Here is a 19,795-nt window from a genome sequence, read left to right as displayed (position 1 = left end):
AGCCGCTCCCTGTTGTTTGTTGCTATTGGTTATGGCGGAAAGCGAGCGGTGATTATTTGAAGTCGACGGTGCACGAATGGCAGGTCAGTTCGATGCGGGTGTGTTTTCCTTTGGTGTCTCCCACTGCGCTGGTAAAGTGCCTGGGCGCTACTTCTCCTACCGAATTAGTTGGGCCTACTTTGCGGGCATACCCTATCACTTTCACTTCTTCGAGCTTGTTGGATGCAGTGCCAGTTCCGGTAGTTTCTCCTTCTGTTGGTTTCTTTTCTTCTTCCTTTACCACTTCTTTCTGGAATGGAGCGAACACCGTTGAATAATTGCCGATGAAGTCAACATAATAATTCTTCAGGCTTTTCACGGGCAGGCGTACATCACCATATTTGTTGTTGATCTTGATGAGCGACGCTTCAGGTGCGATGTTGCGGAACTTGATATCCACATTGTTGCCTTCGAGGTCAAAGCTGTTGTTGAGCTGATCGACGCGGATGCTTCCGTATACTTTGCGGCCATCTATTTTGTCGATGGCATCGATGGTGATGTTATCGGCCTGGCTGCGGAGATACAGGTAGTTGCCTTTTTCATATTCGAAGGTAGATGAGCGGGCATCAAGGTCGAGGTCGTTGATGTTTTGCGCCCTGAATGTTCCGTTGGCGAATTCTATCTCTGCCTTGTCGACATTGCCGAGGTTGGCGTTGCAAAAAGAGCCTTCCAGTTTGAGGTCTTTAACATCCTGCGCATCGAGTGCACCGTTGGTTACTTTCAGTTTGGCTTCGTCTACATTCATTCCAATCACCACGTCGCCGTACTTATTCTCAATATCAAGTTTTACGCCTGCCGGTACCAGGATATTCATGATAGAAACGCTGGGCCTGGCCATACCCTTGGCATATCCGGATACTACTACTTCCTGTAATCTGCCAGACTGATAAACCTGTCCGGGGATCGTTGTTGCTTTGCCTTTAACAATGACGTGGTCGTCACCGGAATAGTAAACATCACCTTTACGGGGTGTGGCGGCATAGGTACCGGAAGTGATGGCGCTGGCTGAAGTAAGGATATCAACGCGATTGCTGAAGGGTTTAATATTTACGCCCAGGGCTTCGAACCACTCTGCATCGGTGTTGTTCTTGCGTGGGTAGCTGGTGTCGTAATTGAGCTCCATGGTTACTTTTACCTTGGGCTGGTCCCATGTTTTGATAACGACCTTGCGTGATGATGCTACGATGCGGATCAGGGATCCTTTTTGAGAAGCTACCTCCTGAGTAACTTCTTTGGTGAGTGTTTTCTGGGCCTGTGTGGCTGTTGTGCCTGCGAGGAAACAGGAGGCTGCCAGCAGTGCGGCCGGAATAAGTTGCTTGTTATTCATGTCTTGTTTTTTACAGTTTTAAAAAAGCCGGAGCGGTTCTTTTAATGTCCGGGTGTTGTGAGGCCCGTACATTCATTTTGTTGATCTCTGTTTGCAGTTCTTTCAAAAGCCATAACTTTTGCTGATAGAGCTGGATGAGTTGATTGACGAGGTTGTCATTAAGTCCATACAGGCGTACGTCCTGCTTAACTTTTTTCTCATCACGCTCCAGGTCGAGCCATTGCTTTTTGAATAGGTGGAAATAGCCGGCGCTTTCTATGTAGATCGGTGTTTTCTCGAGTTTTTTTACCTGGTAATTGATGATGGAGGCGTAGTTGTCCTCGATCAAATCCAAGGGGGAAGCTGGTTGTTGTGGCGCAGCTTGTTTTTCCTTATGGTTGCGTTTGCGGTTTTCCCGTTTTCTTGTTTCCCCTGCTGTGATGGCGTCGCCGGGCAGTTCGGGGTTGGTTACATCAATCTCCGGCTGAGAGGATGTACCAGTAGATGAGCCCACCCGGCGAGCCGGCTCCGGGATGTTGTTGATTTTGGGCGTAACGACCGACAATTCTGGCTCCGTTGTCTGCGGTGCTGCCGGACGCACCCACCACCAGGTCATTGTAGATACGGCCACCAGGATAGCTGCTGCAGCTGCCCATTTAAGGTAAAGGGGCACCACTGGCTTTTTCACTACACTTGTTTCGCGCTGGACGTACTTCCATACCTGCGGGCGTGGCGCTCGCTCCAGGTCCAGTTCGTCCCGGTTCTCGAAGAGGTATTTTTTAATTTCATCCATGACGTAACAATTGTTTTAAGAGCCTTTCTTTTAAAAGTTGCCTTGCCCGGTGGTATTGACTTTTGGAGGTCGATACGGTTATTTCGAGGGCTTCGGCGATTTGCTGATGCGAGTAATTCTCGACCACATAGAGGTTGAACACTTCGCGGCAGCCACCGGGCAGGCTTTTTATTTCCTGGTGTATCTGTTCGAAGCTGATGCCCTGCAGCCAGTTGTCTGCATCCAACCAGGCATCATGCAGGTCAATTTCTTCGACGGGTTGCCAGCGGATCACCTTCTTTACGTGGCGGATACATTCGTTGACGATGATGCGGCGGAGCCATGGTTCGAACAGGTGCTGCTCCCGGAGCTGGTGCAAACTGTTGAAGGCGGTGATGAATGACTCCTGCAATATGTCTTCTGCATCGGGCCGGTTGCCGGTCATACGTACACAGATACTGAACATTTTTTGAGCGAATTGCTGATAGAGCAGGCTCCGGGCTTCGTCGTCGCCCTGGGTTGCTTTTCTCACTATTGCCGTTAGTATGTGTGCTATGTTTTCCAATGCCGTGCTATTAATAAGAGCAGCCGCTTAATAAAAGGTTGGAATGTAGATTGAATTATTTTTTCCAGCCACAAGGTAGCGGATTTGGTGCTGGCTGCGCATACTGGGTAGGGTTGAGCCTTGTTGGCGTGTATTTTGTTGATAATAAACTGATTGTGGAGACGCTCGATCTTTGGTACACGTATGGAAACCGGTGCGATTGAAGGATTGGGCCTGGCGGGGAGTTATCGGTGGGGGGTGTGATCGTAAGTATGATTTGCGGTAATGGCTGGATGCTGGCCGGGTACTGGCCGGTATTGGGCCGATACGGGAGCGGGTCTCGATAAGGTCTCGATAAGGTCTCGACAAGGTCTCGTTAAGGTCTCGACAAGGTGTGGGAGTATGGATGTCGAAATTGCGAGTTTTTGAAGCGCCGCTGGTGGCGTGGGGAGGAGGTCTATTGTTCCCTGAATTTACGCAAAAAGGCAGGCACAAAGACATCTTTTGCCAGGGATTTTTTGGCGCGGGGATGTGGGCCAATAGCGGAATTGTTCACAGGTTTGTTTACGGAAAAACCAGGATCTATTGCATGAAGGTCGAGTCGGACGTAAGGAAAGTACCGGAGGCCTGGTTGAATTCTTTCCAGGTCAGGTTTTGGGCTGCCCTGAGGCCCTGGCGCGCAAACATCGTTTGGGTTCGCTGATGGATCCGTGCGGGGGCGGTGGTATAGAATTCCTGCTTATTCTGATCCCACCAGAGTTCGGAGGTACGCAGGGTATCTCCATTGGCTACGTTGATGACGACCACGCTGTCGCGCAGCAATATCTTGCTTTCATATTGAAAGTATTTGGCGTAACGGGCGTCGAGTGTGCTTTCGATCTTTGTGGTGGAGTCGTAGAAATCGACGTGCAGGGTTTTGGGAAATTCCATATATGCGGAGTCGATGGCGCGGCGTTGCATGAAGGGCGCTGTGAGGCGGGCTTTCACCACTCCTTTTTCGCTGAGGAAGCTTTCGATCTGCCGGGCTTCTTCGAGCATGATCTTCCGCGTAAACAGTTTGTCTACTTCCTGTTGATCATTTTGGCAGGCGGTCAAAACAAAAAAGCAGCCCAGGAGTAGAGCTGCTGTGCGAAGTAAATATGTTATCGTATGCCTTTGCATGTTTTAGTCGTACTTATACTTCTGGAACCAGATATCGCTCAACGAAAGGCCTATGCCGATCCGCCAAAAGCTTTCTCTTACCAGGTTTTTGTTGTCGCCACGACGGCCAACCTCAAATACAGTATTGATCACCGAGAACTGGTTGGTGTAAGCGGGTTTGCGCATGGGGAAACCTGCTCCTATTGAAAAAGTCCAGGTGGGCAGGTCCTGATCGACCTTAATATAATCCTGGCCAAATTGGAAGCCAGCCCGGTAGCTCACAAAGTTCCAATAGTTTTTGCCTCCTGATGGGGTAAGCTGGGCACCGATCTTCAACTGCCAGGCATCCTGTACAGAATCTTTGGCGCCGTAATAGCTATACTGCGACCATTTTTGCTGCACATAATCAACCCCGATCTGCCACTTTCCGAGGCGATCGAAGAGTATGCCGGCTCCAAACATGGAAGGATAGATAATGTCTCCCTTCACAGCCGTTTCGCGGTATGCCACATCGATGGTATCTGCCGCTCCGGTGTTGGAATTGTATTCGAATGTTTCGGCTACGTAATCCTTTTTTGCGTTCAGGGTTTGTTTCAGGTTGCCGTATGCGCCGAAACGTAACCAATGTTTTTTATCGAGCCGGGCGGTGTATTGCACACCTGCATTGAGGAGTACACCTCCGTAGCTGGTGGTTGTCTGGTGGTTGGACTTATAATAATAAGCCAATGTATCCAGGATGGCTTTTTTGGTGCTGTAGTCCTTGTTGCCAAAAAGATAGCCAAAGTTCACGCCGACGGTAAGATCTCTGGTAATGGCTACGCCGGTTCCCAGGTAAGCCTCATAGGATCCGCCGTCTCCCTGATAAATAGTGCTGATGTCGAATGTATCGCCGGGTACTCCGAGATTCAGTCTTTCGGCCTGCCCGATCTGATAATTGACCCGGCTGAGGGGCCTAAGACCCAGGTTCATACCCCAACCTCCGCCTTTTTTCAGGGGGAAGCCAAGCTGAACGTATGATATATTGGGACTGTAATTAGAATATTTCCGGGGAGGGTTGTTGGCCCTGAGGGTGCGGTTATCGAGCTCTACACCAAGATCGAGGGTGGTTGCCTGGAGCCTGCCATAGGAGGCCGGGTTGATAAAGTTGATGGTATTGAAGTCGTAGTAAGCAGCTGAAACGCCACCCATGCCACGGTTCAGGATATTCTGCTGGGGGACATAGTCGCCGAGTCCGTATCGTGAGTACGGTGAGTTTTCGTTTTGTGCCTGTGCAAAGGAGAGCCAACATAAGCAGACTATTCCTAACAGATTGATTTTCTTATACATTGTTGTGCTCACTAATGGCATAAAGGCCTTTATAGATTAGATTAGGGTCTGCAAATATCTTGTTTTTCAGATGATAGACAAAAAAGGGTGTATCACCCCCGGTTAAGATGACGTTAAAGTTGGTGTACTTTTCGTCATAATATTCTATTATTCCGTCGATTTCCTTCGCCATTCCAAGGATAACTCCACTCAAAATGTTGGTACGGGTATCGTAGCCGATTAGGCTCAGATTCCAGTCTTTTTCGACCAGAGGCAGCTTTGCTGTATAGTGGTGCAGCGATTTGAATCGCATTTCCATACCTGGTGATATGCTGCCGCCAACGAATTCGTGGTATTTGTTGATAAAATTATAGGTGATGGCTGTTCCGAGCCCTATCACGAGGTTGTTCTTTTGGGGGAACAGGTGAACGGCTGCGGCGACCATTGCCAGCCTGTCGGCCCCAATGTCCTGCGGTTTGCCAACGGGTGTGGTGATGGGCAATTTAGATTGGTGGTTCAGTTTATGGAACTTTGTGGTGGCTGCCAATGCCGTTTCCATGGCTGGGTTGTGTTCAATGACCGATGACAATATTGACCTGGAAGGGCTGTACCGGCGGATGAGTTCCTGTATGGTGTCGTCGTGGTCATTTTCCATGACGATAAGTTCTTTGAGCTGGTCACCTTCGAATACGGCACACTTGAGCCGGGTGTTGCCAAAGTCGAAGCACAGGGTTATTTGCGACAAGTGGTTTATTTTATTTTGCACGAATATAGGAAAGGACCGGCGGTATCCCGGCTTGCCTTCCCGAGGCGGGGTGGGGTATTTATAGGTCGATATCGAGGTCGAATGCCGACAGGTTCCGGAAATGGCCGTTCAGTTTCACCTTTTCTTTCAATTGTTCCATTTCCATGAGCATTGGCAATACTTTCTGCAGGTGGCGTTTGATATATTCCTGCCTTTGGACTTCTTTGAGCAGACCCAGTACCTCGTATTCTTCTTCGAGCGAGAGGCCTGCATGGTGAGCTACGTCGTAGGATTGCAGGAGGTTTTCGGGCTTTTTGAAATCTTTGCTGATATTCAGGAGCCGGTGAAGTTCTTTAACGCCGGAGATCACCTTCTGCATGAGCAGGCGGTTTCCGGCATCTTCGTCGTTGTCGGGATAGTTGACGATGGCTCCGCTGTACAATTTATCGGGCACCTGTTTTATGACCTCCAGCACCCTAAATACTTTCAGTCCATGGGTCTTTACATCCATTTCGCCATTATCGTAGGTTTGTACGATCTCGCTTAATTGAACCAGGGTACCCATTTCCTGCAAGCGATTATTTACCACAGTGGGGATGCCAAATGGCTTCTTGCTTTCGCTGCATTCCTGGATTAGTTGTTTGTACCTGGGTTCGAAAATATGCAGGTGCACTTTTTCGCCGGGATATACCACTATACCAAGGGGGAATATGGGAATGAAATTGGTCATGTTTTTGGTGGTTACCTGCAAATTACGAGCTATGGGCCAAACCTGTCCCTTCCGGAATGCTAATTTTTAGAGTTGGTGGTTCTCCAAGCTCTTCAATTTTTATGTTACTTTCACGGCGCAAAAAAAACGACCCAGGCAGGTTTCCGACCGATTGTTGCAACCGTATTGTATTGAATCAGGCGATAATAGTACCAAAAATGACATTCACCCCGGTTATAAAAAACTATACTTTATTATTCCTTGCTTTGGCCCTGGTCATTATTACGATTCCTCTCGAGAATAATTACAATAGCTGGGCGATGGTTGCTTTTTGTGTGATCTCCTTTTTTCATACGCCATTTCCTACGTCGTTGCAAATCGCCTGGCGGCATAAATACTGGATTTTATGTTTGTTGTTCTTTTTCTGGTTATGTGCTACCTGGTTCTGGGATTCGAGCGGGGGATTTTCGATCAAATATATGGAGTCGTATTCGATCTTTCTCTTCCTCCCCTTTGTGATGACTGCCATGCCCAGGCTGCCCGCTCGTGTAGTGATCGGAGCCTGTTACCTGTTTGTGGCGACGATTGTGGTGATCTGTATTATCTGCCTTGTAAAATCCTATATAGATTTCCGTCATACAGGAGACTCCAGGTTCTTTTTTTATCATTACCTGGGGTATCAGATGGGGCTGAATGCCGTTTACCTTTCTAACTACTGCACGACCAGCATTGCCTGGCTGTTGTTTTTCCACTTCCTCTACGAAGGCCAGAAACCTATCAGGGTAACCCTGCTTGTTGTACTGCCGGTGTGTGCGTTTCTGCTGACGGTGGTTTTTCTGCTGGCGTCGAAGATGGGTATCTTCGTATTTTTGTTAGTGATGCTGTCTTTGCTGATTTATATCGGTTACCGCAAAAAGGCTTTGTTAAAGAGTTTGCTGGTCATTATAGTTATGGGGGGAGTAGTGTTCTTTTTGTCGGACAATCTTTACTACCTGCGCTGGCGGTTATCGGAGCTGAGATTGAACAAATACACTGGTAGTGTGGATGATCAGAACGGGTTGGCCGTACGGCGCCTTACCTGGGAGTCGGCCCTGGAACTGTGGAAGGAAAGGCCGGTGCTTGGCTATGGATTGAAAGGTGCCGGTGATGCCCTGGTAAAAAAGTATGAAGAGAAGCATTTTCAGCTGGGTGTTCCCGAGCGTTACAATTCACACAACCAATATCTGGAAACGGCGATCCGGTCGGGAGCGATTGGGTTGCTGATCTTGCTGGCGTTGATCGCCATACCGCTCTGGTCGGCCATCCGGCAAAAGAAGACCTTACTGCTGCTGGTTATTTTACATTTTATGTTGGTATGCCTGGTGGAGACGGCCATGGAGTACCAGCAGGAGTTGACTTTTTACTGGTTCTTTATTTTTCTATTTTATTACCATTATCCTTTTCCCGGGGTGGAAGGCAATAGGCCGAAGCCTGCCGGTGATCAAAATATGAGTTCATGAAGATTAGCGGATTTACCATGGTCAGGAACGCAACGAAACTCTATTATCCGGTGAAAGCCTCTATAGAGTCTATCCTGCCAATCGTAGATGAGTTTGTTGTGGCACTTGGTAATTGTGATGCTGATGATGAAACGCAGCGGGAGATTGAATCTATTAACAGTGATAAAATACGCATTGTTCATACTGTTTGGGACCTGGAGCAATATCCACACGGTGGTGAATATGCACATCAAACCGATATTGCCAAAAATGCGTGTACCGGCGACTGGTTGTTCTATCTGCAAAGTGATGAAGTGATACATGAAAAATACCTGCCTGTGATCAGGTCGCGCTGTGAGGAAATGCTGCACGATGAGGAAGTAGAAGGGCTGGTATTCGATTATGTTCATTTTTGGGGCGATTATGATCATCATATTGTTTCGCATGTCTGGTATCCGAAGGAGATCAGGATCGTGCGGAACAGGCCGGATATCCATTCCTGGCGCGATGCGCAGTCCTTTCGACGTATTCCTCAATTCGATGGCAGGGATTACTTTCAGAAAGCGGATACCTTCCGGCTTAAAGTAGCCCCGGCTCATGCCGCGGTGTATCATTATGGTTGGGTAAGACCGCCACGTATGATGCAGAAGAAGCGTCGTTCTTTTGTGGCCGACCTGCAAGGCAAGGCTTCGGCCGAGGCTTATTTCAAAACACAGCAGGATGATTTTGATTATGGCGACCTGTCGAAAAGAACTTTGTTCAAAGGCACCCATCCTGCGGTGATGAGGTCGTTTATGTCTAAGTTTGACTGGAAAGATGAGCTTACCGTAAAACGCGCGCATCCCAGCGACCACAAACACGACCGTTTGAAATACAGGATCCTGACCTTTCTTGAGCAGACCTTTTTGGGGGGCCGGCAAATAGGCGGGTTCAAGAATTATACATTGCTGAATAAATAGCGCTGAAAAGCATAAACCATTCCTGATGAATTCCACTCCCACCATATCGTTGTTGATCGCCACCTATAACTGGCCCGCGGCTCTGGAGCTTTGCCTCCGGAGCGTTATTCAACAGCAAGTGCTACCAGCAGAGGTCGTGATTGCGGATGACGGTTCTGGTGAGGAAACCAGGCTGCTGATCGAAAAATACCGCCCGCTTATCCCTGTTCCCTTACAACATATATGGCATGCCGACGATGGATTCAGACTGGGTATGATACGTAACAAGGCGATGGCTGCGGCCAAGGGCGATTACCTCATTCAGATCGATGGAGATCTTATTCTGCATCCTTTGTTTGTGAAGGATCATATGGAAGCTGCACGGAAGGGTTATTTTATTGGGGGTAGCAGGGCCATGATCACGGAGGAGTTTTCGAACGAAGTACTGGCCAACAAGCAGCTTTTGTTCTCTTTTTTTGAGCAGGGCATCCGCAATCGTTTTAATGCTTTGCACATTCCGGCACTGGCCAGACTGGTTGAGGTTTTTAAGAAAGAGAAGGGACTTTTCAATTTGCGAGGGTGCAATATGTCGTTCTGGAAAAAAGACATTATTGCCGTCAACGGCTACAATGAAGCGATCAGCGGGTGGGGGCGCGAGGATACTGAACTGGTGATCCGTCTATATAATCTAGGGATCAAAAGAGTGTTTTTCAAACTGCAAGGCATCGTATATCACCTCTACCATAAGGAATTTGACCGTAGCCGTTTGCTCAAGAACGACGAGGTTATGGAATTGACCATGCAGCAAAAATTAACGCGTTGCGACAAAGGGATTGATCAATATTTGTAATAGTTTTATTGTATGCAGGGTATGGCAATCACGAACTGGTCTCAATTACTGGTGGACATTCAACAGCATTCGGTAAAGCAGATTGCCAGAGGAATTTCGCTGGTTGAGAATGAGGTACCTGGCTACGAGCAACTCCTGGCTTCCCTGCCAGTCAATCACCATACAAAGATCATCGGTATTACCGGCCCTCCCGGGGCCGGCAAAAGCACTTTGGTGGATGCTCTTATCGGCGTTATTGCGGGCGCCGGTAACAAAGTAGGCGTTTTGTGTGTCGATCCATCTTCGCCCTTCAACCTGGGCGCCATCCTCGGCGATCGAATACGCATGAGTGCATGGTACAATGATCCGCAGGTATTCATCCGTTCTTTGGCGACCAGGGGCTCGCTGGGGGGGCTGCATCCCAAGATCATCGAGATTACCGAGCTGATGAAGGCGGCTACTTTCGATTATATCATTGTTGAGACTGTAGGGGTTGGTCAAAGTGAGATCGAAATTGCCGGCCTGGCCGACGTTACCGTTGTGGTATTGGTGCCCGAAGCCGGGGATGAGGTGCAGACCATGAAAGCGGGACTTATGGAAATCGCCGACATTTTTGTGGTTAACAAGGCCGACCGCCCCGATGCCGATCAATTTGTAAAAAATCTGCGATTGATGCTGGCTCCAGCTTTCAGAGGACACACACGGGACGTGCCCGTCGTTAAAACGGTGGCTTCGCAAAAGCGGGGCATCGGTGAACTCTTTGAATCCATTTCCCACCTGCTACTCCAGCACCATGATGACGTTCGTAAGGCCTGGTTGCTTACGGAAAGAGCTTACCACCTCATTCAGCAAAAGCGGATGAAAGATATCCGTAAAGATCTCCTGCAACAGGCTATTTTACAACACTTGAAACATAATGGGTTTAACCTGTACCGCTTTGTAGAAGGGTTATAAATGCTGGTTCACCGCCCGGATCGACCTATTTGCCGAAATGGTTTTACCCAGGGTGGGGTTGCCGGTAGTTTTGGCCTATTCAATTACTTCAAACCCCATGTCATGAAAAAATTATTGACGGCAAGCATACTGGTTGCCATGATCATGTTGAGCGGGTGCCTCTCGGCGCTGTACCCGCTGTTTACGGAAAAGGAAATCGTCTTCGATCCTAAACTACTTGGTGCGTGGAAAGGAGACTCGGAAGGCGAAATATATACTTTTCAGCAAGGCACGCCCGAATTATTCAAAGAACTGCCTGCGGATCTGCGAAAACTTTCGACCAAAGCGTATTTCTTAACCGTATCGGACACGAAGTACGATGAGGATGCACAAAGGTATTATGTTTTCCTGGCGCGCATCGGAAAACACCTGTACCTGGATTATTATCCTGCGTTTGTAGAATCGCAGCAGGAGTATGCGACTATTTACAGAAAAAGCTTTGTGCGTATGCACAGTTTTTACCGCCTCAACCCCGAAAGTAACCGGGATTCTATGAGCATGGTGCGCTTTGCTGAAGGTTACCTGAAGGATCTGATCAATAAAAAACAGATACGCATCCGGCACGAAAAGCGGATCGATGGTTCGTATGTGATCACCGCTCCTACGGAAGAGTTACAGCAGTATGTGTTAAAGTATGGCGATGTAAATGACGCTTATACTGACAAACAAACCTTCAACAGAATTAAATAATCGCTTCAATCATATTGTATGTTCAAGATATTCTTTTTGCTTTCGGGGCTGCTTCAGTCGTTGGTAAACTCCAATGGGATCAATAATCTGCAACCTGTTGCTACGGTTCGAACGATTGTCACCGACCAGCGGCTAGCGGGTTCCTGGAATGCGGGCGCCATTGATATAAAGTTCGAACTGCTTCCCAAAAGCGACTTAATGAAGCCCAAAGACAGCACCGATGCTCAGCTCCCGTTGGGGGATACCAGGGAACAGCAGGCATTCCTGGAAAAGTGTTATGCTGTTACGTTGCGGGAAAATAACGCATCGTATGTATTAGTAGGCTCGCTCACCCGCATCAATAATCAATTGTACATGGACCTTATGCCTTTGGGCATTAAATTCAAAGACAAGCTGGAAGATGGAGGTTTGGGTTTTAGCCCGGAGTACCTGACTACTTTTAACATCGCAAGAATCAGCTTGGATCGCAATGGCAGCATGTCGTTACAAATTCTTCGGGGAGACTTTATTAAAGAACAAGTATTGAGCGGCAGAATGATGCTGAAGCACGTGTATGAACCTTTGTACAATTCTTTTTTGGTTACTGCTTCTTCATTCGAGCTGCATCAGTTCCTGGAAAAGTATGGCCATGATGAGCGTTTCTTCGACCAGGCTACTGTTTTCACCAAAAAAGGATCATAGTATGATGACGCAAAGACGCTGGTTTTATCATCCGTTTTTCCGAATTATGCAGCACCTGGTTTTCTGGGTGCTGTCGTTCATTGTATTTGTGAAGCTATTCAGATCGGGCGATGAGACTGCAAAGATCGACTACCTGTATGCGGGGTTGTTTCACCTTACGATCATCCCGGCCGTATATGTGAACCTTGGTTGGTTGTTGCCACGAATGGCTAACTTCAGGAGGTGGGGTTGGTACCTTGCTTCGGTATTGGGAGTGATCGGTTTGTTTTCCTGGTTGAATTATTCCTTTTTCCAGGACTGGTCGAAATACCTGTTGCCGGACTATTTTTTTATTAGTTATTTCAGTATATGGGAAGTGTGTTTGTTTTTTGTAATCTACCTTGGTATTACCTCGCTGCTGAAGTTATCGAAATCGTGGTTTACTGTAAATGACATACAACGAAAGTTGTTGCAACTGGAGACCGACCGGGCGCAGATGGAATTGAGTGCTTTGAAAGAGCAGATCAACCCTCATTTTTTTCTGAATACGTTGAACGGTATCTATGCCATGACGCTCGATAGAGACGAACGGTTGCCGGAAACGATCCTGCAACTTTCGCAATTGATGAAGTACTTCCTGTATGAGTCGAGGGAGCATTTTGTAGAACTTGAGCGGGAGTGGCAGATCGTGAATGAGTTTATTGCTTTGCAGCGACTTCGATCGACAGACCGGGTGGCTGTTAACGTGCGGGTGCAGGGAGAGATTGGCCAGCAACGCATTGCTCCGCTGCTGCTGGTGACTTTTATTGAGAATGCATTTAAACACGGCGCCAAAGGAAATACGGGCCATGTGAAGATTGATGTGCTGCTGGAGGTATTGCCTTCGGTTGTTCGTTTCGAGGTTCGCAATACGAAGGGGCAAGCGGCGGCTGCAGGTGTTGCCGAGCATAAGGGTGTAGGTTTGGACAATGTAAAGAGAAGGCTGGCCCTTTTGTACGACACGAGGCATGTGCTGGATATCCGGGAATTGGAGGATGACTATTTTGTTAAGCTTGAAATACAGGTATGAGTACTTTATATCGCTGCCTCGTGGTGGAAGATGAGCCACTGGCGCAAAACGTTTTGAAGAAATACATTGGTGACCATCCGCTGTTGGAACTGGCTGGTGTGTGTCATGACGCGCCGGCGGCCCAGCAATGGCTTGCGCGACAGCAGGCGGGTATCCTGTTCCTGGATATCAACCTGCCAACGCTGTCGGGGATCAGCTTCCTGAAGAGTTTGTCGAGACCGCCGCTGGTGATCTTTACGACGGCTTATCCTGAATATGCCGTGGAAGGTTTCGAGCTGGATGCGGTTGATTACCTCGTGAAGCCTTTTTCGTTTGAGCGGTTTCTCAAGGCGGTGAACAAGGCGTTGGAAAAAATTGAGAAGCTGGAGCTACCGGCAATGGGCGGGTCGCCTTTCATTTTTGTGAAAGCCGATAAGAAAGTGTTTAAGGTAAACCTCGCGGATATTCTTTTTGTGGAAGCGCTGGATGATTATGTCAGGATCGTGACCAATCAGGGAAATTACCTGGTGCACGATACCATGAAGGGCTTGCAGGAGGAATTACCTGCGTTGCAGTTTATGCGCGTGCATAAAAGCTATATCATCGCCCGTAGCAAGATCGTTTTCATAGAGGGGAATTACGTGAGAATTGCTGACAGAGATATCCCCATCGGGGCTTCCTACCGGGAAGAAGTATTTGCCAGGCTGAAGATATAAAGTCGGAGTTTTTGGTTTTCTTTGCAGCTTATTTTATTATATGTCTTTTGATCCCGGAAATAAAATACTGATCATTACCGCGCCTTCTGGTGCAGGCAAAACTTCGATTACCCGGTATTTGCTGGAACATATTCCCCACCTTGCCTTTTCGGTTTCGGCTGCTACCCGGAAGGCCCGTGGCAATGAAAGGAACGGGCAGGATTATTATTTTATGGACGTGGAGGATTTTCAACAAAAGATCCGGGAGCAGGCATTCGTGGAGTGGGAAATGGTCTATGAGGGCAAATATTACGGCACCCTGAAGTCTGAACTGGACCGTATCTGGAACAATAAACAGGTGCCCGTGCTGGATATCGATGTTAAAGGCGCTATCCATGTACAGCAGCAATATCCGAACTCAACTCTTTCTGTGTTTATTGAACCTCCTTCTGTAGACGAATTAAAGCGTCGCCTGGAATCGCGGGGCACCGAAACAGCCGAGAGTCTGGCCGCCCGGGTGAACAAAGCTTCGTACGAAATCTCTTTCAAACATCATTTTCACCGGATTATAGTGAATGCCGAGCTCGGTAAAGCCAGACAAGAAGCCATGACGATCGTGCGCGATTTTCTGGAAATCTAGTTTACACAACTTTTACTGCTTCAAATCTGTTGGCCGATTCTCCTGCCGGCCAGGTTGTTTTTGGCTGTCCGGCTTATCAGGGGGCAGTCCGGCCCCGTTTTTGCGCTTAACGCCCCTTAAATGCCAATCTTTCCCAATAAGTTATGTAATCCATCGTTCTTTTTATAAATTCGTAGTCCAAGTATGAGTTTAGTTGTCATTATAGCCATAGTATTAGCGTTTTTTTTCATTGCCTATTTCTCCGGCATCGAGGTGGCTTTTACTTCGGCCAACCGTCTGAACATCGAGTTGAAGAAAAAGCAGGGCTCTGCCAGCAGTTTATTGCTGAGCAGCCTGTTTGACAATCCTTCCCGGTTTATCGGTGTAAATATCGTGGGATACACTTTTTTCCTGGTAGTAGCTGTTCTGCTGGGCAGTGCTTCGTGGAACAAACTGATCCCTTTCGAAATGGTAAATACCCCCGAGGCTTACCTGGTGCCTTTCCGGTTGTTTGGAGAGATCCTTCTTTCCTGGCTGGCGATCGTCGTTTTCGGTGAGTTCATTCCCAAAGCTATCTTCCGCGCGAAGGCCGATAGCCTGCTTTCTTTTTCGGCCCGTACGGGCTTACTCGGCTTGAGCGATCAAATGTTCAACTGGGCCAGTGTTGGTTTTGTGAAGATCTCCATTTTCATTCTCAATATCATTTTCGACATGCGGATCGACAAGAAGAAGCCTCCCTTCTCGCGTGCCGACCTGGACCTGTTCGAAAGTCAGAATAACGAGCACCATAATCAAAGTCAGGACCTGAAGGCTGAGTTATTCGAAAACGCTTTGTCGCTGCCGAAGATCAAGGTGCGTGAATGTCTGGTTCCGCGTAAAGAGATAGAGGCGGTGGATATGAAGATGACGGTTGAAGATGTGCGCAAAATCTTTGTTGATACAAAGCTGAGCAAGCTGGTGGTATACGACGGAGACATCGATCATATCCTGGGTTATGTTCACCAACTTGACCTGTTCAAGCAGCCAGCCACTATAAAGGACATGTTGTTGCCCATTCCGGCCATTCCGGAAAGTATGAGTGCTACCGACCTGATCAGCAAGTTCAGCAAGGAGCGGAAGAGCATTGCCTGGGTGGTGGATGAATTTGGTGGCACGGCGGGCATCGTCACCATGGAAGATCTGCTGGAAGAGATCTTTGGCGAGATCAAGGACGAGTTTGACGTGGAAGAGTTTGAGGATAAGCGTGTTTCGGAAGACGAATTTATCCTCAGCGGAAGGCTCGAGTTGGACTTCCTGCGGGAAAAATATGGGCTCGAATTCCCGGACCATGATTCCGAAACTTTGTCGGGATTTATTATTCAACAGCACGAAACCATTCCCAAGCTTCGGGAACGTATTATAATCGGAGATTATGAGTTTGATGTAATGGGGGTTAGCGATACCCGTATCGAGACGGTGCGGCTGAAAATTCTCCGATAGAGTTAAATGGGTGAAGCTTAGCTGTATAGCCCGTCCGGAGCGCCGAGGGCGCTTCACGATCCTTTCAAAGCGCCAATCACCACATATTAACAAGCTTTCTTGTCCAATCCAACGTGATAACCCGTACATTTGCCCCGCTTTCACCAAGTTTATACCTGTAACAGTCAATGGCTTTATCGTTATTTAATAGAAGAAAGACCGACAATCCGGAAATGACCTTTGTGGACCACCTGGAGGAGCTGCGCTGGCATATCATGCGCTCTCTTATTGCGGTGATCGTTGGGGCTATCGTTATATTTATCAATATCGATTGGGTGTTCACTAAAGTCATTGCAGGCCCCCTGCAAGATGATTTTCTGACGTATTCGGCCCTGTGCAAATTCAGCCAATGGATTGGTGCGGGTGATACGTTGTGTTTACCGCCGCCAAAAGTTAAGGAGTTACAGGTGATCGCCTTTGGGTCTCAGTTCATGACGAGTATTTCCATTGCATTCGTGGGTGGATTTATTATAGCATTCCCCTATATTTTCTGGGAGTTCTGGCGTTTCGTAAAGCCGGCTTTAAGTCCCAAGGAACTGAAAAGCACCCGGGGGGCTATTTTCTTTGTTTCGATCTTCTTTTTTCTGGGGGTTGCTTTCGGGTATTATCTCCTGGCGCCGTTCACTTTCAGTTTCCTCGCCAACTATACGATTGGTTTGAATAATATCCTGGTGACCAAGCCGACCTTATCGGACTATATGGAAAACCTGGTCGATATCATTATCGGTTCGGCCCTGGCGTTCCAATTGCCGGTGGTGTCGTATGTGCTTACCAGGATTGGGTTGATCACGCCCAGCTTCCTGAAAACCTACCGGAAATACGCCTATGTGGCCATCCTGGTCATTGCGGCGATCATTACGCCTTCACCCGACTGGATGAGCCAGATGATCGTGTTCCTGCCGCTGGCTTTCCTGTATGAGTTCAGCATCATAATTTCTGTGCGGGTGTTCAAACGCCAGCAGGAGAAAGACAAGAACTGGTAAACCGGGGGCCGGTACCGGCCGGAAAGCAGACATTCAACACAACAACATACTTATGGCTTCTTCATTCGATCTTTCCAAACCCATTGCTATCGGTAGTGACCACGCAGGTTTCGACTACAAAGTGGCATTGGTAAAATGGCTTATTGAAAAGGGATACCAGATCAGCGATATGGGTGTTTATGAAAACAAGTCGGTCGACTACCCCGATTATGCGCATCCGGTAGCCGATGCGGTGGAGAAAGGCGAAGTGGCTTTTGGCATCCTGCTTTGTGGCAGTGCCAACGGCGTGGCAATTACGGCCAACAAGCACCAGGGCATACGGGCGGGACTGGCTTTTCAAACGGAAGTAGCTTCCTTGATCCGCCAGCACAATGATGCGAATGTTATTTGTATTCCTGCGCGTTTTGTGGCGCTGGAATATGCCAAGCAGATGGTCGACTTATTCATCAATACCCCTTTCGAAGGCGGACGTCACCAGACGCGTGTGGACAAGATCTCCTGTAGCTAATAACAAGTATTTTAAATAGCAAAAGCCGCAACATTGATCCTGTTGCGGCTTTTTTATTGAGATCGGATCTATTAGTTACCAACCCAGCAGGTAAGCGAAGATGAGCGGTGCTACGATGGTAGCGTCGCTTTCCACGATAAACTTGGGTGTGTTGATATCGAGCTTACCCCAGGTGATCTTTTCATTGGGAACGGCGCCTGAGTAAGAGCCGTAGGAGGTGGTTGAGTCCGAGATCTGACAGAAGTAGCTCCAAAAGGGTACATCGTGCCATTCGAGATCCTGGTACATCATGGGGACCACGCAAATCGGGAAGTCGCCGGCAATACCTCCACCGATCTGGAAGAAGCCTACGCCTTTTCCGCCGCTGTTTTGGCGGTACCAGTCGGCCAGGAATACCATGTATTCAATACCATTCTTCACGGTGCTGGCTTTCAGCTCGTTCTTTATGACGTAGCTGGCAAAGATGTTGCCGGTGGTGCTGTCTTCCCAGCCTGGCACTACAATAGGGATATTCTTTTCGGCGGCAGCCACGATCCAGCTGTCTTTGGGATCGATCTCGTAGTGTTCTTTCAATACTCCGCTCAGGATCACTTTATACAGGAACTCGTGGGGGAAGTAACGTTCGCCTTTGGCTTCTGCGTCCTGCCACACGTTAACGAGGTGTTTTTGAAGGCGGCGGAATGCCTCTTCTTCCGGTATGCAGGTATCGGTTACGCGGTTATAGTGATTTTCGAGGAGGTCCCATTCGTCCTGGGGGGTGAGGTCGCGGTAGTTGGGTACGCGCTTGTAGCTGTTGTGGGCTACCAGGTTCATGACATCCTCTTCGAGGTTGGCGCCGGTACAGGAAATGATCTGGATCTTGTCCTGGCGTATCATCTCGGCCAACGATATACCGAGTTCTGCCGTACTCATGGCTCCTGCCAGGGTAACCATCATTTTTCCACCTTCCAGCAGGTGGGTTTCATAACCTTTAGCGGCATCGATCAATGCAGCTGCGTTGAAGTGCCGGTAGTGATGTTGGATAAACTGTGAAACAGGTCCTTTAGCCATGGTCATTCGGAATTTTTGTGGCGGCAAAGTTAGCACAATTGGGAGATAACTGTTATTAATAAAAAAACAAAGGTGAGTCACTTCCGTGACCCACCTTTTTCTTTCCAACTAAAACCAACTTATGTTTTATTCTTTGATCTTTTCTTTTTTGAACACTTCCCATCCGGTACTTCCGTTCGACTTCAGTATCAATCTGTAATCTTCTCCTTCGAGTGTGGTGTAGTAGGTGGTGCTGTTATTGGCAGCCATCTCGAACAGGTCGGAGATCCAGTATTGTCCGTAGTTCTTTTTCAGCGTTGATTGCAGGTTGATAGGCAATTGTGCCGATACGATATTACGGGTTACTGCGGCCAGTTCTCCATCGTTGGTGTAAAAGGCGAACATTACCTGGTCGTTCATTTTGAAAGTAGCCTTTGCGAAGGTTTTGCCTTGTTCCCAGCTTACATCCTGTGCGCTGGTGAAGTCTTTCTTAAAGGCATTGATCACTTGCTGGCTTACGGTTTCGGTGAATTTGGCAAAGGATGAGCTGATACCGACTGTTAACATCAAGGCCCATACTAACATCATCTTTTTCATGGCTTAAATATTATGTTGTGATTAACTGTTTGTTTTTCCGATCTCCTCTTTGTTGCTTGCCCTTCACTATATACGACGCAGGCTTTTTGCAAATGTTACAGCCCGGCGGATAAATTCTTTTTTACTTTTTTGAATACATACATGGAACCGCTGCTGTATGCTTCGAGCACGATCCTTGTTTTTTCATTTTCCAGTGAGATCACGTAGCTGGTTTCGCCAAGGCGGCTGTATTCGATGGCGTCCTTTACCTCGTATTTGCCATACTCGGCATTGAGTTGTTTGGTAATCGCTAGCGGAAGATTGCCCAATGCTATATAACGGCCGGTGGCGATCAGTTTTCCATCCTCTTCGAAGAAAGCATTAATCTGTTCATTGTTATAAATGAACTTGGCGTGAACCAGCTGGTGGTCTTTCAATGATTGCCATACTACATACTGTGCGCCTGCGAATTCTTTAGCCAGGGCTGCTTTTATCTGTGCATTTACTTTGTCGCCGGGATCGGGTGTGTTGGCAAAACTTACTACACTCATCAACATCAACAGTGAAACAAATAACTTTTTCATGACTTTACTTTTTTAATTGGTTTAATGATCGATGCCTTTTTGATAAAGGCAACACAAAATTAGAAGCCTCCATAGCCGAAGAAAAGT

General features: G+C 47.9%; 22 protein-coding genes. 12 read left to right on the top strand and 10 right to left on the bottom strand.

What is annotated here, in order from left to right; genetic code table 11:
- Positions 1-52: 52 nt before the first annotated feature.
- From P2H89_RS20395 to P2H89_RS20365, 7 genes are all read right to left on the bottom strand, one after another.
- Entirely contained in the window at positions 53-1,366 is a 1,314-nt protein-coding gene (locus P2H89_RS20395; protein ID WP_275830297.1) for a DUF4097 family beta strand repeat-containing protein, read from the bottom strand.
- 10 nt (positions 1,367-1,376) lie between these two features.
- A complete protein-coding gene (locus tag P2H89_RS20390; RefSeq protein WP_275830295.1) occupies positions 1,377-2,138 on the bottom strand; it encodes a hypothetical protein in 762 nt (253 codons plus the stop codon).
- Entirely contained in the window at positions 2,131-2,649 is a 519-nt protein-coding gene (locus P2H89_RS20385) for an RNA polymerase sigma factor (protein ID WP_275830293.1), read from the bottom strand. Before P2H89_RS20385 ends, P2H89_RS20390 begins: the two co-directional genes overlap by 8 nt.
- A 594-nt stretch (positions 2,650-3,243) precedes the next feature.
- A complete protein-coding gene (gene lptC, locus P2H89_RS20380; RefSeq protein ID WP_275830291.1) occupies positions 3,244-3,822 on the bottom strand; it encodes an LPS export ABC transporter periplasmic protein LptC in 579 nt (192 codons plus the stop codon).
- 3 nt (positions 3,823-3,825) lie between these two features.
- Entirely contained in the window at positions 3,826-5,127 is a 1,302-nt protein-coding gene (locus P2H89_RS20375; protein ID WP_275830289.1) for a hypothetical protein, read from the bottom strand.
- Positions 5,120-5,851, bottom strand: a complete 732-nt coding sequence (locus tag P2H89_RS20370; protein WP_275830287.1) for a type III pantothenate kinase — start codon at positions 5,849-5,851, stop codon at positions 5,120-5,122. Before P2H89_RS20370 ends, P2H89_RS20375 begins: the two co-directional genes overlap by 8 nt.
- 79 nt (positions 5,852-5,930) lie before the next feature.
- Positions 5,931-6,581 carry an LON peptidase substrate-binding domain-containing protein gene (locus P2H89_RS20365; protein ID WP_275830285.1) on the bottom strand — a complete coding sequence of 217 codons (651 nt, stop codon included), beginning with the start codon at positions 6,579-6,581 and terminating at the stop codon, positions 5,931-5,933.
- 197 nt (positions 6,582-6,778) lie between these two features.
- On the opposite strand from P2H89_RS20365, the gene P2H89_RS20360 reads away from it, so the two are divergent.
- The 12 genes from P2H89_RS20360 to rpiB all read left to right on the top strand — a co-directional run bounded on the left by P2H89_RS20360 (position 6,779) and on the right by rpiB (position 17,519).
- On the top strand, positions 6,779-8,059 hold the full coding sequence (locus P2H89_RS20360; RefSeq protein WP_275830284.1) for an O-antigen ligase family protein: 1,281 nt from the start codon (positions 6,779-6,781) through the stop codon (positions 8,057-8,059).
- The gene (locus tag P2H89_RS20355) at positions 8,056-8,997 is read left to right on the top strand and encodes a hypothetical protein (RefSeq protein ID WP_275830282.1); all 942 of its coding nucleotides are present in this window, start codon (positions 8,056-8,058) and stop codon (positions 8,995-8,997) included. Before P2H89_RS20360 ends, P2H89_RS20355 begins: the two co-directional genes overlap by 4 nt.
- Before the next feature lie 25 nt (positions 8,998-9,022).
- Positions 9,023-9,826 carry a glycosyltransferase family 2 protein gene (locus P2H89_RS20350; protein WP_275830280.1) on the top strand — a complete coding sequence of 268 codons (804 nt, stop codon included), beginning with the start codon at positions 9,023-9,025 and terminating at the stop codon, positions 9,824-9,826.
- Between the two features lie 21 nt (positions 9,827-9,847).
- On the top strand, positions 9,848-10,759 hold the full coding sequence (gene meaB, locus P2H89_RS20345) for a methylmalonyl Co-A mutase-associated GTPase MeaB (protein WP_275830278.1): 912 nt from the start codon (positions 9,848-9,850) through the stop codon (positions 10,757-10,759).
- 102 nt (positions 10,760-10,861) lie between these two features.
- Positions 10,862-11,488: a hypothetical protein gene (locus P2H89_RS20340; protein WP_275830276.1), complete on the top strand. Its 627-nt coding sequence runs from the start codon at positions 10,862-10,864 to the stop codon at positions 11,486-11,488.
- 18 nt (positions 11,489-11,506) lie between these two features.
- Entirely contained in the window at positions 11,507-12,169 is a 663-nt protein-coding gene (locus tag P2H89_RS20335) for a hypothetical protein (protein ID WP_275830274.1), read from the top strand.
- A gap of 1 nt (position 12,170) precedes the next feature.
- Positions 12,171-13,217, top strand: a complete 1,047-nt coding sequence (locus P2H89_RS20330; protein ID WP_275830272.1) for a histidine kinase — start codon at positions 12,171-12,173, stop codon at positions 13,215-13,217.
- Positions 13,214-13,912, top strand: a complete 699-nt coding sequence (locus P2H89_RS20325) for a LytTR family DNA-binding domain-containing protein (RefSeq protein WP_275830270.1) — start codon at positions 13,214-13,216, stop codon at positions 13,910-13,912. The genes P2H89_RS20330 and P2H89_RS20325 overlap by 4 nt, the downstream gene beginning before the upstream one ends.
- A 40-nt stretch (positions 13,913-13,952) precedes the next feature.
- Positions 13,953-14,531 (top strand): guanylate kinase, encoded by a 579-nt coding sequence (gene gmk / locus P2H89_RS20320; protein ID WP_275830268.1) that lies wholly within the window; start codon positions 13,953-13,955, stop codon positions 14,529-14,531.
- Between the two features lie 183 nt (positions 14,532-14,714).
- Entirely contained in the window at positions 14,715-15,989 is a 1,275-nt protein-coding gene (locus tag P2H89_RS20315; protein WP_275830266.1) for a hemolysin family protein, read from the top strand.
- 167 nt (positions 15,990-16,156) lie between these two features.
- Positions 16,157-17,011, top strand: coding sequence for a twin-arginine translocase subunit TatC (gene tatC / locus P2H89_RS20310; RefSeq protein WP_275830264.1), 855 nt, complete (start codon positions 16,157-16,159; stop codon positions 17,009-17,011).
- A gap of 52 nt (positions 17,012-17,063) precedes the next feature.
- A complete protein-coding gene (rpiB, locus tag P2H89_RS20305) occupies positions 17,064-17,519 on the top strand; it encodes a ribose 5-phosphate isomerase B (protein WP_275830262.1) in 456 nt (151 codons plus the stop codon).
- 75 nt (positions 17,520-17,594) lie between these two features.
- Here rpiB and P2H89_RS20300 read toward each other — a convergent pair whose 3' ends face one another.
- The 3 genes from P2H89_RS20300 to P2H89_RS20290 form a co-directional block, all read right to left on the bottom strand.
- Positions 17,595-18,575 (bottom strand): deoxyhypusine synthase family protein, encoded by a 981-nt coding sequence (locus tag P2H89_RS20300; protein ID WP_275830260.1) that lies wholly within the window; start codon positions 18,573-18,575, stop codon positions 17,595-17,597.
- 120 nt (positions 18,576-18,695) lie between these two features.
- A complete protein-coding gene (locus tag P2H89_RS20295; RefSeq protein WP_275830258.1) occupies positions 18,696-19,145 on the bottom strand; it encodes a hypothetical protein in 450 nt (149 codons plus the stop codon).
- A gap of 95 nt (positions 19,146-19,240) precedes the next feature.
- Positions 19,241-19,708 (bottom strand): hypothetical protein, encoded by a 468-nt coding sequence (locus tag P2H89_RS20290; RefSeq protein WP_275830256.1) that lies wholly within the window; start codon positions 19,706-19,708, stop codon positions 19,241-19,243.
- Between the last annotated feature and the right edge of the window lie 87 nt (positions 19,709-19,795).

The organism is Paraflavitalea sp. CAU 1676, from assembly GCF_029223285.1.
Lineage (GTDB): Bacteria > Bacteroidota > Bacteroidia > Chitinophagales > Chitinophagaceae > Paraflavitalea.
The sequence above is the reverse complement of the archived record's forward strand: the minus strand, read 5'-3'. Positions and strand labels throughout refer to the sequence as shown.